We start from the raw sequence: 12,574 nt of genomic DNA, 5'->3' as shown, positions 1-12,574 counted from the left end.
CAACCTCATCAACGACCGACCCAGCTGACACCCGCTGATACTTCGGCGGCCGATCACTGGCCAACGCCGCCTTCACCGTGTTCCGGGCTACGCCCATCACCCGCGCAACCTCAGAAATCGACAACTGCTCCGACCGGCGCAACCGCCGGATCTCTGCCCAGTCCTCCACGCTCAACACTCGCTTCCTCCCTGGCTCGCCCGAGCCAAGGATCTCCAGGAAGCTGGTCAAAATTCACTTGCCGCGCTCCGGTCAGTATTCAGTTGCCGCCGACACGGGGCCATGAGGAGCTGCGGCCCTTCCCGACCGAGGTCGTGGCCCGCACCCCCGATGAACGCCATTACCACCGTGCGGGGTTCTTCACCGATGGACACCGCGCGACGTGGGAGTATCCCCGTCGTGCCGGGCGGAGCCACTTCTGTACGGCACCGGATCCATAAGGTCTTCATAGTCGAAACTACTGGACCTCAGGGGATGGCAGGGGAGCATGATCGAGTGCCACCCTCTCCAACGCCGGCTCCAGCGCCGAGTCTCGTCGAGCTCCCGAAAGATCTCTTGGAGAGGAAGAACGGCATCTCGTTGTTGGAGGGTTGGTTGCCTTTGACGATCGAGGTCGTCGTCGTCGCGGTACTGATCGTGGCGATTGGGTGGCGGACCAGGCGGTGGCGGATGGTGTGGGTTCCCACATCGGCTGCGGTGGCCGTTCTGGTGGCGCTGGCGGCCCGCAGCTATATGAACGATCAGGGGTTGGCTTCGGACCCGGCGCCGTTCGCATTGTGGGTCTGGATCGCGGTCTTCGGCCTGGCCGTGGCAGTTGGTGTGCTCGGCTGGCGCAGTGCACGCTGGTGGCGGCGGATCATTTCGGTGCTGGCGGTCCCGCTGACGCTGTTGACCTCGGCGCTGGCCCTCAACCAGTGGGTCGGCTACTACCCGTCGCTGCAGTCCGCGTGGGGAGCCCTGACTGCGGGCCCACTGCCCAACGAAGTCCAGGCCTCGGATCTGCCGTCGCTGCGTAACACCGCACCCACCACCGGCAAGCTCGTCAAGGTCGACATCTCCGACGCCCCCAGTGGATTCAAACACCGAAGCGAATACGTCTACCTGCCGCCAGCCTGGTTCGCCGGCGATACACCGCCGAACCTGCCTGTTGTGATGATGATCGGCGGTGAGTTCAACACTCCCGCCGACTGGATGCGCAGCGGCAACTTCGTGCCCACGGTGGAAGGCTACGGCGCCGCCCACGGCGGGCAGTTGCCGATCTTCGTGTTCGTCGACACGGGCGGCAGTTTCAACAACGACACCGAGTGTGTCAACGGACCGCGGGGCAACTCGGCAGATCATCTGACCAAGGACGTCCGCCCCTATGTCATCTCCAAGTTCGGGGCGTCCGTGGCCGCCGCGAATTGGGGCGTAGTCGGGTGGTCGATGGGCGGGACGTGCGCCGTCGATCTGGCCGTCATGCATCCAGATCTTTTCTCGGCATTCGTCGACATCGGTGGTGACGTGGGTCCGGTCTCGGGCACCAAGGCGCAGACCATCCAGCGGCTCTACGGCGGCAACAAGGCCGCCTACGACGCCTTTGACCCGCGGACCGTGATGACCCAACATGGCCCGTACAAAGGCGTTTCAGGTTACTTCGCGGACACGATCGAACCGGCCAACGCCGAGGCGGTGATGAAGGAGCTCCGGTCAGGCGAGCACGACTCGGGCGGCGAGGGTCTCGGCGGCCGCGATGAGATGGGGCCGGAAGATCCCGAAGTCGACGAGGCCGCCGACATGCTGTGCGACGCTGCCCAGAAGGTCGCCATCACCTGCAGCGTGCACAAGACCGTCGGCTTCCACTCCTGGCAATTCGCCGCCACGGCATTCGCCGGCGCATTGCCGTGGCTGATCGAGCGGATATCCGGCGGCCCGAATTAGGGGTGCAGCGGGCGCGAGGGTCAGTTCGTCTGGTCGAACCGCTGACGTTGTGCGAACGCCGTGTGCGGCCGCTGGTGTCCGTTCCCAGTCAGCTTGGCGGTTCGCCGCAGGGAACCGCCGTTGAACGAGACGCGATCGTGCGGGTCCGTCTCACCTGAGTTGGCGGTTGTGATCGGCGGTCTTGAGTGCCCGGCGGACTGCCCGCGAGCGACTCGTGGGCGGGGAGCAATCCGAGACAGGATCTGAGCCGAACTGCCCTGGGGTTTTGCTGCGGGGAGCGGCGTGTTTGCGGCGTCTCATTTCTCCAGATTCGAGACGGACCCGCTTGCTGAGGGCCGTGCCGTGATGATGACGTACGGTTCTTCGAGAAACTGACCAACAGGTGAGGCAGGCGGCCCATGAGCGTCGCGTTTCTCATCACCACTCTTGTTGTGGTGGCCACCCCCGGAACCGGGGCGGTCTACTCAATAGCGACCGGGCTTGCCCGCGGAGCCAAGGCCGGCGTTGTGGCAGCCTTCGGGTGCACACTCGGAGTCTTACCCCCCATGATCGCCGCAATCACGGGACTGGCGGCGCTACTCAACTCTTCGGCAGTCGCGTTTCAGACGGTCGAGTGGGTTGGTGTTGCCTACCTGCTCTACCTGGCTTGGCGGACCGTGCGCGACAAGTCGGCCCTCGACGTTGACGACGTTGCACAACCACCCGTCTCAGCACTGCGAATCATCACCACCGCCGTCCTGATTAACTTCCTCAACCCCAAGCTGACGATCTTTTTCTTCGCGTTCCTGCCCCAGTTCGTTCCCACAGGGACGCCCAACGGCACCTGGCTGATGGTCGGACTCAGCGCCGTGTTCATGGCGCTGACCTTCGTGGTCCGCCTCGGGCCGGGCGCCGTGATCACCGATGACACCGAGCGCGGCGCGGCAGCCGTCGGGGTGACGGCACCACAGGGCCTGGTCCGTACCGCCGAAAACCGCACCGCACTGCTCGACGAGGTCCTCGGCACCGGTTTGCGAGTGCTCGTCGACGCTGCGCGGTGTCCGAGCGAGGACCTCGAACAGCTGCGAAAAGTTCTGGCGCCGCTGCGGGGCACGTCCTGCAGATCCTTCGCCCCGATTTCTACGTACTGGGCGCGGCACGATCGCATCGAGGTAGGAACTGCACGCAGAACTGCAATCCTCATATGATCTGACGTCAGTTCGCGGCTTGGTGTCTGAGCGGCCGGTAAGGTGGTGCGGCAGACGTTCTCGTCCACGACGATCCGGGGAGCCGACATTTGAACCGCACAGGGCTGTCATGGCAGTAGAGGGCGGCGCGCACGCCGAGCAACCCGCCGACGAAGGCGGAACGATGTGGGCATACCAGCAGGTACGCAAGGCCATCCTGTGTGGTGATCTTGCGCCGGGAGCGCGAGTGTCGCAGGTCCAGCTGGCGAATTCGCTGGGAATCGGACGGCCAGCTCTGAGGGAAGCGCTTCGCCTTCTGCAGAACGAGGGATTGATCACCGCCGAGCTCAACCGCCAGGTCCGGGTGGCGCCCTTGGAACTGGCTGACTTCGAACAACTCAACGCGTTGCGGCTGGCGGTCGAACCGATGGCCGTGCGGCTGTCCGTTCCCCACCTGACCGAGGAAGATCTGGTGACGCTGGTGGCAGCCGAAGCGGAGAATTCGCACTTCCAGCAACTGATGGAGTTCGACGCGGCCGCGGTCGCGCACCATTGCTTCCACGCGACCATCTATTCCAGGGCCGGCGAGCGTATCCGCCGCCTTGCCGACGACCTCTGGCAATCAGCGGAGCGATATCGACGGCTCATGGGCGGCGAGCAGTCCAATATCCAGGCCGTAACCCAATTGATCAACGCCGATCACGCGGCGATACTGCGTGCCGCGTTGTCCCGCGACGCGGTCGGGTGTGCAGATCTGGTGGCCCAGCACATCAACAAGGCCAGCACTATCACGCTATCGATCATCGACAGCACGCACGACAGCAGTACGCTGCGCACCGCCGCCGATCATGTACTGAACCGCTCCACGACGAAGGCATGACCCAGACCACGAACGCGCGCCACATCAGCCCATGAGGTTCCCGAGCCGGACCACGAACCGTCGCCGCTGCGCCGCAGTGGTGTCGGCCCTCAGCAGCGGCCGCAACACCGGGGTCCAGTGGGGCGGGAAGCGACGCAGATCGACGCCGAGGTCGCCGTCGGCGAGCAGTACCGTTCCGAGGAGCTGGCGACGTTCGGGGCCGCGCTGCTCGGTCCAGGCGCCCATCGCCACCATCTCCTGGCCCAATAGCTGCGCACCGCGATCGCCCGGTGCCACTCGGTGATACATGTACACCGGTATTCGTGGGCGCGCCGCGACACCCTCGGCGGTCCACTGCGCCCGCTGTGGCGACAGCATGCTTGTGACGGCGGCATCGGCGGCATCGGTGGCCAGGGCGAACATTCTCGGGCCCACCGCACCGACGGCGACGCGAACCCCGGGCGCGGCGTCGCGCAACGCGGAGATACCGGCCCTCACCAGCGCCAGCTGGTGGCGCTCGGCGCGCCCAGATCCAACGCCGAGGATGAATCGGCCGTCGTTTAGGCCCGCCGCGGCGACTCGTCGAGCCAGCCAGTTGGGCGGGAATACGTCGAGTGGAACGACGCCCACCCCGATATCGCACAGCCCGGTTCGTTCCGCCAGCGTTGCCATCAGCACCGTCGGGTCCCGCTCGGCGCCGGGCACGTTGATCCAGAAACTTCCGAACCCCAGTTCGACGCTCACCTCGGCCAGATCGACGATCTCGGCCGCGGGCATGTCCCCTGAGAAACCGATACCCCAACGTGGTGGACGCGCGAGCGTCGCGCCCGTCACGATATCGACCCTGCTAGGCAATACCGCACCGCTGCAACGGTAGCGGACCACTTCAGGGCATCCGCAGCCGCCAGTACCTTGTCCTCGCGTGCGTTGATCACACCGAGCCCGTTCAGATGAAGGACGTGATATTCGTTTCCACCCCGGCATACTCGCGCCCGTAGGTTTCGTACAGCGGTCGGCTGTTGACGAACGCATGCCGACTCGCGACGTTGATGTCTCGCCAAAAACGTTGCAAGCGATTGGATTCTGCGAATGCTGAGGCGCCCGAGATGGACATTAACGAATCGACGGCGGACCGCAGGTTGACGCAGGCGTGTCCGGCATCGGCTCGGCAGCGGGCGCGGGTCGTCCTGTCCAGTACGTGGTGCTTGGTGGTCTCTTCCAGCTCCAAAGCACCCCGGCGAACGTGCAGCCAGGCGGTGTCGATCTGCATGGCTGCCTGCCCGATACCCTCGAGAACCACTGCGGAATCTACTTGCTTGTCGAAGTCGAAGAAGGAGATTCCGCGCGAGTGCGCGTTGAACGTCACCTGCTCCAGGAGCTCGTCGGCCATGCCCAGGGTGGGACCCATCAAACCGATGCTGAAGAGCGCCGCATTCGGCATCCGATCGACCGGCTCGTCGCCCGGGTGGAATTCAGCCTCTCGGGCGGCGCGGGCACTCATGCTCGCCGCAAGCGCATTCGGCACGAAGACATCCTGGGCGACCAGGGTGTTGGACCCGGTCGCCCGCATTCCGGCCACATGCCAGGTGTCCTTGATCGCCAGCTGCTGCATGGGTACAAACGCGAAGATCTGGTCAACGACAGTGCCCCGGTCGTCGAGCACGAAGGCACCGCCCCCGGCCCAGTTCGCGTGGAGGCACCCGCTGGCGAAGCCCCATGATCCATTCAGTCGGTATCCGCCCGGGACGGGCACCGCGGTGCCGTTCGGCGCGGCCACCCCGCAGACGAGGGGACGGTCACTGGAAGCCAAGATGGCGTCGGCTCCGGCCTGTGGCAGGTAAGCGATCGCGAACGCGGTGATGTCTCCGATCAGCGTGAAAACCCATGCGGTGGAGGGACATCCCTTGGCCAGTTCGGCTGCGACGTCGATTTGGCCAACTACGCCGCCACCGGCTCCGCCGAAACGTGCGGGCGTGAGGTAATTGAAGAACCCCGCCTCGCGCATTTCCTCCAGGGTTTCGTCGGGAAGTCGCCGCTCCTGTTCGGCAGTGGCAGCCCGCTCGATGAGGCGCGGACGCATCTCGCGCGCGATGGCTACCAGCTCGTCGCGGACCTGTGAATTCGTTGTAGTAGTGAGCATCTGGTTCTCCTCATCCCCTGGGTGGTCGAACTGGCGTTGGTGTTCAGGATCGGTCGGTCGTTGCCTCGGTCGCCCCCGCCGCGACGGGCGTACTGGTGTCCCGCTGGCGGAGCAGGATCAGCTTGCCGGTGCCGGATCGGCCACTGAGGCGTTGTTGCGCCTCGGCGGCGGCTGCCAGCGGATAGCGGCCAGTGATGTTCTCGGTCAGCACACCGCGAGCCGCCAGCTCGAAGACGGCGGCGGCCCGGCTCAGCAGTTCGGCGCGGGTAGCGACGTAGTCACTCAACGCCGGGCAGGCGACGTACGGCGAGCCGATGGTGCCGAGGCGTCTGAGGTTGAAGGGTTCGACGCGACCGCTTGCCTTCTCAGGTTTTCCAGCTGATTGGGGTTTTCCCACGCCAAATGCCAATGTACGAGCCACAGACCATGGTCAGCGGTGCCGCTCTCCGGCTCGTTGTCCGGATCGTGGTAGACGGGTGTGTCTTTCGAGGGCTGCGTAATGATCACCGCTGGTCCCCTTCTGAGGTGTTCTCGAGGTCGAGTTGATGGGCTGCCAGCCCCAGCCGGTCCTGCAGGACTGGGGCGAAAATGTCGAGGGCGTGCACCAGCTGTTCCCCTACCGCCGCGGCCTGATGCGGTACGTCGGCGGGGATGTAGAGGAACTCGCCGGCGTTGACGACGTAGCGGTCGCTGCCGTTCAAGACCAATTCCAAGGAGCCGGTGATCACGTAAACCGATTGATCGTAGGAATGCTGATCCACGGGTACGGCCGGATGACCGGGTTCGAGCCAGATCGCTTGAATCATCACGTGATCGCCGACCAGCGCAGTGCGCTTGAATTTGCCGTCCATCAACTCGGACTTCGGCAACTTGTCGAGAACCGCGTGGTACGGCTTGGTCGGCATGTGCTTCCTCTCAGTCCGTGGGGCTGTCTTCGACGCCGCCGTCGGTAGTCAATCTGCGAGCAGAATAAAAGTCAAGAAGTAATCTGACGTCAGTGTTGGGGGAGATAGCGCGCGGCGTCGCGTCTGGTCGTCCATGGGCAGCAACAACTGCCGACGCGATGGCCTGCGCGGGTGTCATCCGCACCAGGAGCACGCCGGATTCAACGGGCGCGCTATGTTGGCGATCCGTCATTATTGCTGTGAACGCTAATGGTGCACAGCGTGATTGATGAGCCGTCGAGACGGCTGTGCTCCTTGCGCTCAGCGCCACGGCTGCAGCATCCAAAGCCCGGCCACCGCGGAAGTGCGCCAAAGATGAGTATGCTTACTTATTGCTCATTTTTTGACTGGGGTTCGAAAAACTGTCGGCAGTTCTGCCGCGCCACATTCCGCGAGAAGGTCGGACCGTGCCTGCGTGCACGGCATCGAGCCCGCCATGCAGGAACGCGGTGTTGACGTTGGCGAACGTCTCGGGCCGTTCGTAGGGCGGCCAGTGCCCGGCATCGGCGAAGACGACGAGCTTCTTGTTGGGGAGGTTGTCGGTGTAGTAGGAGGCCCCGGTGACGGGTGAATAGGCATCCTCTTCTGACCACCCACCCAGCCAATGCCAGATAGACGGTAGCGACGGCACGGTTGATCCTCCGGGCACTTCTGGTGCCGGCCGAGGTAATGCGATGCCCGAGAGATCCGGCGAAATAACCGATCGGGCCGTCAATGCAGAAGTCGACGACGACGAGGACAACGCCGAGAAGTGCGAGTTGCAGCGGAACATGGCCGAGGTGTGGATTGATGAACTGGGGCAGGAATGCGACGTTGGAGAGGATCACCTTCGGGTTGAGCACTTTGGTGATCATCGCACTACGAAATGCCGCCGATGGCGAACGGCGCTGTCCAAGAACAGGTTTCGAGTGGTCAACCGTGGGCGGCTTGGTTCGTAAGGTCGTTACCGCGAGGTAGATCAGGTAGAGCACGCCCGCCCATTTCAACCCCAGATAAACGGCCGGGAGCTTGTGCAGCAACGTGGACAATCCCAGGACTGCGATGACGGTGTGTATGGCCAATCCTGCCGATACGCCCGCGGCTGCAGCGACGCCCGCAGCTCGCCCCTCGCGGCTGCCCAGGGCAACGATCATGACCATATCGGGACCGGGGATCACCACCAACAGCAATGCCGCAAGCACAAAGGGGCGGACAAACATGTCCGGCTGATTAGTCACGAGTCGCATCGGTTCGCATATTCCCCAGGGTTAGCTCATCCGGAGCTGTACACCTTCGTGGCGGTCGACTGTGTTGCTGGACGCTCGGTGCAGGCAAAGCGGAACCTCTACCGAGAGACCGTGGGCCGCCTCAGCGCCCTAGGCATACCACCCAATCATGTGACCATCGTCTTGCGGGAAAGCGCCGTCGAGAACTGGGGCATTCGCGGCGGCCAAGCTGCATGCGATGTCGACCTGGGTTTCGACGTAAATGGCTAGCCGTCATTCAAAGAGAGAGACAGGATCTGAGCCGTCCAAATTCTCTAGAAGTGAGGCGCTGCGCCTTTGTCGCAGCAGCAGTATCAAATGACAATAGTTGGGGCGCAGTGCAATACGCAGTAGTTTACGGGCAACGCTGCATATTCGATTCCTGCATATTCGCGCGGGTGGGCAGCTACGCAGCTCATACCACCGTCTCACCGGTGATACACTTGCTAGCATGGACACGGTGACGGTGCGCGATCTTCGGAACAACGGGGGAGAAGTCCTGCGTCGCGTCGAGCACGGCGAACGCATCGTCGTTACTCGCGACGGCACGCCGGTGGCCGAGCTCCGCCCTCTGCCCCGACCTAGCGCCGGCCCGGCCGAACTCATTCGCCGCCGCAAGAATCTTCCGCAGGTGAGCCCAGATGCGCTCCGGCGCGACATCGACGATCTGATCGACCCGTCGCTGTGACAGAAGCTTCGAGCCAGGGGATGCTGGACACCTCGACGGTGATCCTCCTCGGCCAGATATCCGACCCCTCCGAGCTTCCCGATGAATCGGCGATTAGCGCGATAACGCTCGCCGAGCTTTCCCTAGGTCCGCACGTAGCGCGCGACGATACCGAGCGCAGCGCCCGTCAGCAGCACCTACAGCAGGCCGAGGCAGACTTCGATGTTCTTCCGTTCGATGGTGATTGCGCACGGGCATTTGGCGCCGTCGCGGCGGCACTGCGCACATCGGGGCGTAAGCCCGCGGCGCGCGCGTATGACGCGCTCATCGCAGCCAGCGCGATCGCGCATGCGTTGCCGCTCTACACATGCAACCCATCCGACTTCGCAGGAATCCCGCGACTTGAGCTCCGGCCGGTCACCCATCCTCATCACCAGTAGACGCGACGCTACTCGACTGCGCGGTGCCCAAAAGCGCTGGGCAACAATAAGAATATGCAGTACTTTAGTGGTAACCCGCCATATTCGATCCGGTCGTATTCCTCCTGGATCGAGCGGCGACGCAAGTGCTCCGGGGAAGACTGGAGTCTCCGATCCTCGTCGTGGCGACATGGCCATCGTGAGCGATCCTGAGATGGTCCGAATGCTCACGCTCCTGCCTACTGAGGTCGACGCCGAGGTATCAGCAGTAGCCGCTGCGGGGGTTGCCGCTGCTGTGCCGGAGAACATCGCCTCCAGGGAACTGAGTGATTGTCTTACAAAACGTCGTACACTGTCGCTATGGCTGACACGATTACCTTCCGGCCGGACGAAGACACATCGAAGGCGCTGGAGGTCTTGACCAAAGACGGCACGGCTGTGTCCGCAGCCGTTCGATCTGCTCTGATCGATGCCGCACGCCGGAAGGCCGGCGCGGCGATTCGCGCCGAGGCGGAAAGGCTTGCCGAAGACGAGTCCGATCGCGCGGAGGCCATGCAGGTGCTGCGCGATATGGAGACCCTGCGTGCGTGGTGAGGTCTTTCATTTGCAGGCGCCGCGGGGGAGTCGCGGTCACGAACAGTCCGGTTTCCGCTACGCCGTCGTCGTTCAGTCGGATCAATTGCCGCTGTCGACCTGGCTGGTTGCGCCGACGTCCACGTCGGCTCGTGCCGCCAGCTTCCGACCCGAGGTTGAAATCGGCGGCGTCAACACCCGAGTGCTTGCCGAGCAGACTGCAGCGGTAGATCCCGGCCGGCTCGGCAAGAGCGTCGGGTTCCTCAGCCTGGACGAAATGCGGCGCGTCGATGCGGCCCTACGCGTCGTCCTCGATCTCTGAGCGCTGCACGGTCAACCACATTGGAGGAAAGCCATGTCAGCCTCATCTCTTGTCGCCTTTGCTGCGGCGCTGATAGTGGTGGCGGGATCACCCGGTCCGAGCATCGCCGCGTTAGTCTCGCGTGTCCTGCACACTGGTCTTCGTCAGGTGGTGCCATTCCTGGCGGCTATGTGGTTCGGTGAGTTGGTCTGGCTGGCGGTGGCGGCAACCGGTCTCGCCGCGTTGGCTCAAACCTTCAGTGTGGTGTTCATCATCGTCAAGTGGTTGGGCGTGGCCTATCTGTTATATCTCGCTTGGCAGATGTGGAACGGCACTGCCGAAGCGCCAGGATCGCCAATACCTAATTCGAACAACCATTTCCGAATGTTCGCCACGGGACTCACGCTAACTCTCGGCAACCCGAAGATCGTCCTGTTCTATGTCGCCATCCTCCCGACGGTCGTCAACATCGAACGTACGACGTGGTGGGGATGGATCTGCGTGGCCGTAGTACTCGTCTGTGTGCTCGCCAGTATCGATCTGACATGGTCGTTGGCGGCATCGCGAGCCCGCCGACTCCTGCGAAGCGATCGCGCAATTCGGATCGCTAACCGGATCGGTGCATCGATGATGGTCGGCGCTGCAACAGCAGTGGCCGCAAGGTGAAGGAAGTCCTGCGATTCATCAGATGAAAATGGCGAGGTTTACTGGTAATCCTGCATATTCGATTGCTGCATATTCGGTCCCAGCAAGGGCGATTGCGTCATAGCGAAACTCTCTCTGCTGGCCCGTGTGGTGGCCTGTGCCGCCTTCGCTCTCCGCACCTACGAGGCACACTGATTTCAGCTCCGGTCGAGAAGGGAGCAGGATGTTCGCTCCATGTCGTAGGTCGTCGATACCCTCTGGACCACGGCTCGTTCCCATATTCGAGTGGGACGGCAGAACGGACGGAATCGTCATGTACATCAGAAGCGTCACAGTCGAGAACGTGAAGAGCTTCCGAAAGAAACACCGGTTCGAGCTGACATCCGGAGTGAACTATTTCGTCGGCGACAACAACAGCGGCAAGTCGACAGTGCTCGAGGTGGCGAGTCCCCGATTCTGAGTCCACCCGGTTCTTGAGTCGGGGTGGTGTGATCCAGTTTCAGTTGATGTTGCAGTCCATCGGGGTGTGGGTGCAGCTGCAGACGGCAGCGTACTCGGCCGGGGTGCGGTAGCCCAGGGCCGAGTGGCGGTGCCGGTAGTTGTGTTCGTGCTTGAAGTCGCCGATGACCACGCGGGCTTCGAGCAGGGTGTTCCAGTGGTTGCGGTTGAGGCACTCCTTGCGTAGTCGGTTGTTGAACGATTCGATGTGTCCGTTGTTCCATGGCGCTCCTGGCGGGATATACGACATACCAGTCCGACCGTCACAGAACTGCTGCAGCGCTTGGGAAATGAACTCCGGACCGTTGTCCATCCGCAGCACCTTCGGCGGCCCACCCGCTGCGGCGAACACGTTGGCGAGATCGGCGACGAGTCGGTCGGCGGTGATCGACCGCTCAACGATGTGCAGCAGTGAGACGCGGGTGTGCTCGTCGATCATCGAGGCGATCTTGATGGCCTTGCCGTCGACGGTGGAATCGAACTGGAAGTCGATCGCCCACACCACGTTCGGGGCATCGGCCTCGATCGATGGGATCGACGACACCCCGGCCCGCTTGCGCGGACTGTGCACCCGCACCTGCAGCCCTTCCTCGCGCCACAGCCGGTGGATCTTCTTCAAATTGACCTCACGGCGCTCGTCGTAGCGCAACGCCGCCCAGGCACGGCGGAACCCATGGCATGGGTTCTTCGTCGCGTACGTGCGCAGCCAGGCCCGCATCTCGGCATCGGGATCGGCGGGGGTCTGCGACAACGGCAGGCGACGGCAGGTGGAGCGGGGCAGCCCAACGGCTTTGCACGCCAACCGTTCCGACATGCCCATCATGGAGGTGAGCATGCCGACGGCGCGGCGCTTGGCAGCTGGGCCTAAAATTTTCCCTTTGCGACCTCCCGCAAGGCGTCTTTGACCAGCTCGGCCTCGGCCAGTAATCGCTTCAGTCGGGCGTTCTGTTCGCGCAATTCCTTGAGTTCCTTGGCGGCATCGGTGTCCATCCCGCCGTAGGCGCGACGCCAGTTGTACAACGTCGCCGCAGACACCTCGAGTTCGGCTGCGATTTCCTCGCCGGTCTTGCCTTCGGCGGCCAGTTCGTCCGCACGGCGCAGTTTGCGCACGATGTCTTCTGCGGAGTTCCGCTTCCGACCAGCCATACGTTCATCGTCCCTTCTCGCCCACCATCGGGCTACAGGACTCTAGAACTTGCT

The 12,574-nt window shown here is 63.3% G+C and carries 16 protein-coding genes and 2 pseudogenes; 10 read left to right on the top strand and 8 right to left on the bottom strand.

Features of this window, described 5'->3' with window-relative positions:
- A pseudogene (locus ACXDF8_RS26630) lies at nucleotides 1–178 on the bottom strand (IS21 family transposase); the annotation flags it as partial.
- A 315-nt stretch (nucleotides 179–493) separates the two neighbouring features.
- Here ACXDF8_RS26630 and ACXDF8_RS26625 point away from each other — a divergent pair.
- The 3 genes from ACXDF8_RS26625 (at nucleotide 494) to ACXDF8_RS26615 (ending at nucleotide 3,964) form a co-directional block, all read left to right on the top strand.
- The gene (locus tag ACXDF8_RS26625) at nucleotides 494–1,918 is read left to right on the top strand and encodes an alpha/beta hydrolase (RefSeq protein ID WP_457226240.1); all 1,425 of its coding nucleotides are present in this window, start codon (nucleotides 494–496) and stop codon (nucleotides 1,916–1,918) included.
- Nucleotides 1,919–2,316: 398 nt separating this feature from the next.
- A complete protein-coding gene (locus ACXDF8_RS26620) occupies nucleotides 2,317–3,105 on the top strand; it encodes a LysE family translocator (RefSeq protein WP_457226239.1) in 789 nt (262 codons plus the stop codon).
- A 109-nt stretch (nucleotides 3,106–3,214) separates the two neighbouring features.
- Nucleotides 3,215–3,964 carry a GntR family transcriptional regulator gene (locus ACXDF8_RS26615; protein WP_457226241.1) on the top strand — a complete coding sequence of 250 codons (750 nt, stop codon included), beginning with the start codon at nucleotides 3,215–3,217 and terminating at the stop codon, nucleotides 3,962–3,964.
- Between the two features lie 24 nt (nucleotides 3,965–3,988).
- On the opposite strand, the gene ACXDF8_RS26610 is transcribed toward ACXDF8_RS26615, so the two are convergent.
- The 5 genes from ACXDF8_RS26610 to ACXDF8_RS26590 form a co-directional block, all read right to left on the bottom strand.
- Nucleotides 3,989–4,777 carry an LLM class flavin-dependent oxidoreductase gene (locus tag ACXDF8_RS26610; RefSeq protein ID WP_457226238.1) on the bottom strand — a complete coding sequence of 263 codons (789 nt, stop codon included), beginning with the start codon at nucleotides 4,775–4,777 and terminating at the stop codon, nucleotides 3,989–3,991.
- Between the two features lie 112 nt (nucleotides 4,778–4,889).
- The gene (locus tag ACXDF8_RS26605) at nucleotides 4,890–6,083 is read right to left on the bottom strand and encodes an acyl-CoA dehydrogenase family protein (protein ID WP_457226237.1); all 1,194 of its coding nucleotides are present in this window, start codon (nucleotides 6,081–6,083) and stop codon (nucleotides 4,890–4,892) included.
- 43 nt (nucleotides 6,084–6,126) lie between these two features.
- Nucleotides 6,127–6,369, bottom strand: coding sequence for a hypothetical protein (locus tag ACXDF8_RS26600; RefSeq protein WP_457226236.1), 243 nt, complete (start codon nucleotides 6,367–6,369; stop codon nucleotides 6,127–6,129).
- Between the two features lie 217 nt (nucleotides 6,370–6,586).
- Nucleotides 6,587–6,988 (bottom strand): cupin domain-containing protein, encoded by a 402-nt coding sequence (locus ACXDF8_RS26595; protein WP_457226235.1) that lies wholly within the window; start codon nucleotides 6,986–6,988, stop codon nucleotides 6,587–6,589.
- Nucleotides 6,989–7,356: 368 nt separating this feature from the next.
- Complete coding sequence (locus ACXDF8_RS26590) at nucleotides 7,357–8,226, bottom strand: LysE family translocator (protein WP_457226234.1); 870 nt, start codon at nucleotides 8,224–8,226, stop codon at nucleotides 7,357–7,359.
- Between ACXDF8_RS26590 and ACXDF8_RS26585 the strand changes: the two are divergent.
- From ACXDF8_RS26585 to ACXDF8_RS26560, 6 genes and pseudogenes are all read left to right on the top strand, one after another.
- Nucleotides 8,218–8,502 (top strand): annotated as a pseudogene (locus ACXDF8_RS26585) (tautomerase family protein); the annotation flags it as partial. The gene ACXDF8_RS26590 and the pseudogene ACXDF8_RS26585 overlap by 9 nt on opposite strands.
- A gap of 220 nt (nucleotides 8,503–8,722) precedes the next feature.
- Nucleotides 8,723–8,959 carry a type II toxin-antitoxin system Phd/YefM family antitoxin gene (locus tag ACXDF8_RS26580; protein ID WP_457226233.1) on the top strand — a complete coding sequence of 79 codons (237 nt, stop codon included), beginning with the start codon at nucleotides 8,723–8,725 and terminating at the stop codon, nucleotides 8,957–8,959.
- A 20-nt stretch (nucleotides 8,960–8,979) separates the two neighbouring features.
- On the top strand, nucleotides 8,980–9,378 hold the full coding sequence (locus ACXDF8_RS26575; protein ID WP_457226232.1) for a type II toxin-antitoxin system VapC family toxin: 399 nt from the start codon (nucleotides 8,980–8,982) through the stop codon (nucleotides 9,376–9,378).
- A gap of 339 nt (nucleotides 9,379–9,717) precedes the next feature.
- Entirely contained in the window at nucleotides 9,718–9,951 is a 234-nt protein-coding gene (locus tag ACXDF8_RS26570) for a hypothetical protein (RefSeq protein WP_217158428.1), read from the top strand.
- Entirely contained in the window at nucleotides 9,941–10,252 is a 312-nt protein-coding gene (locus ACXDF8_RS26565; RefSeq protein WP_457226231.1) for a type II toxin-antitoxin system PemK/MazF family toxin, read from the top strand. Before ACXDF8_RS26570 ends, ACXDF8_RS26565 begins: the two co-directional genes overlap by 11 nt.
- 33 nt (nucleotides 10,253–10,285) lie before the next feature.
- Entirely contained in the window at nucleotides 10,286–10,897 is a 612-nt protein-coding gene (locus tag ACXDF8_RS26560; RefSeq protein WP_457226230.1) for a LysE family translocator, read from the top strand.
- Between the two features lie 18 nt (nucleotides 10,898–10,915).
- On the opposite strand, the gene ACXDF8_RS26555 is transcribed toward ACXDF8_RS26560, so the two are convergent.
- Nucleotides 10,916–11,209 (bottom strand): hypothetical protein, encoded by a 294-nt coding sequence (locus ACXDF8_RS26555; RefSeq protein WP_457226229.1) that lies wholly within the window; start codon nucleotides 11,207–11,209, stop codon nucleotides 10,916–10,918.
- A 10-nt stretch (nucleotides 11,210–11,219) separates the two neighbouring features.
- Here ACXDF8_RS26555 and ACXDF8_RS26550 point away from each other — a divergent pair, with 10 nt between their 5' ends.
- Complete coding sequence (locus tag ACXDF8_RS26550) at nucleotides 11,220–11,336, top strand: AAA family ATPase (protein WP_457226228.1); 117 nt, start codon at nucleotides 11,220–11,222, stop codon at nucleotides 11,334–11,336.
- A 39-nt stretch (nucleotides 11,337–11,375) separates the two neighbouring features.
- On the opposite strand, the gene ACXDF8_RS26545 is transcribed toward ACXDF8_RS26550, so the two are convergent.
- Nucleotides 11,376–12,520, bottom strand: a protein-coding gene (locus ACXDF8_RS26545; RefSeq protein ID WP_457221679.1) for an IS3 family transposase whose coding sequence is annotated in 2 segments (ribosomal slippage) — nucleotides 11,376–12,253 and nucleotides 12,253–12,520 — 1,146 coding nt in all. Because the reading frame shifts where the segments join, the coding sequence is not laid out codon by codon here.
- Nucleotides 12,521–12,574: the final 54 nt, after the last annotated feature.

This window comes from Mycolicibacterium sp. CBM1, from assembly GCF_054073305.1.
The sequence above is the reverse complement of the archived record's forward strand: the minus strand, read 5'-3'. Positions and strand labels throughout refer to the sequence as shown.

Excerpts from the sequence above, each read along its gene's own strand:
- ACXDF8_RS26615 (WP_457226241.1), top strand. The coding sequence starts at position 3,215 with ATGGCAGTAGAGGGCGGCGCGCACGCCGAGCAACCCGCCGACGAAGGC.
- ACXDF8_RS26590 (WP_457226234.1), bottom strand. The coding sequence starts at position 8,226 with ATGTTTGTCCGCCCCTTTGTGCTTGCGGCATTGCTGTTGGTGGTGATC.
- ACXDF8_RS26560 (WP_457226230.1), top strand. The coding sequence starts at position 10,286 with ATGTCAGCCTCATCTCTTGTCGCCTTTGCTGCGGCGCTGATAGTGGTG.
- ACXDF8_RS26620 (WP_457226239.1), top strand. The coding sequence starts at position 2,317 with ATGAGCGTCGCGTTTCTCATCACCACTCTTGTTGTGGTGGCCACCCCC.
- ACXDF8_RS26580 (WP_457226233.1), top strand. The coding sequence starts at position 8,723 with ATGGACACGGTGACGGTGCGCGATCTTCGGAACAACGGGGGAGAAGTC.
- ACXDF8_RS26595 (WP_457226235.1), bottom strand. The coding sequence starts at position 6,988 with ATGCCGACCAAGCCGTACCACGCGGTTCTCGACAAGTTGCCGAAGTCC.
- ACXDF8_RS26575 (WP_457226232.1), top strand. The coding sequence starts at position 8,980 with ATGCTGGACACCTCGACGGTGATCCTCCTCGGCCAGATATCCGACCCC.
- ACXDF8_RS26570 (WP_217158428.1), top strand. The coding sequence starts at position 9,718 with ATGGCTGACACGATTACCTTCCGGCCGGACGAAGACACATCGAAGGCG.
- ACXDF8_RS26605 (WP_457226237.1), bottom strand. The coding sequence starts at position 6,083 with ATGCTCACTACTACAACGAATTCACAGGTCCGCGACGAGCTGGTAGCC.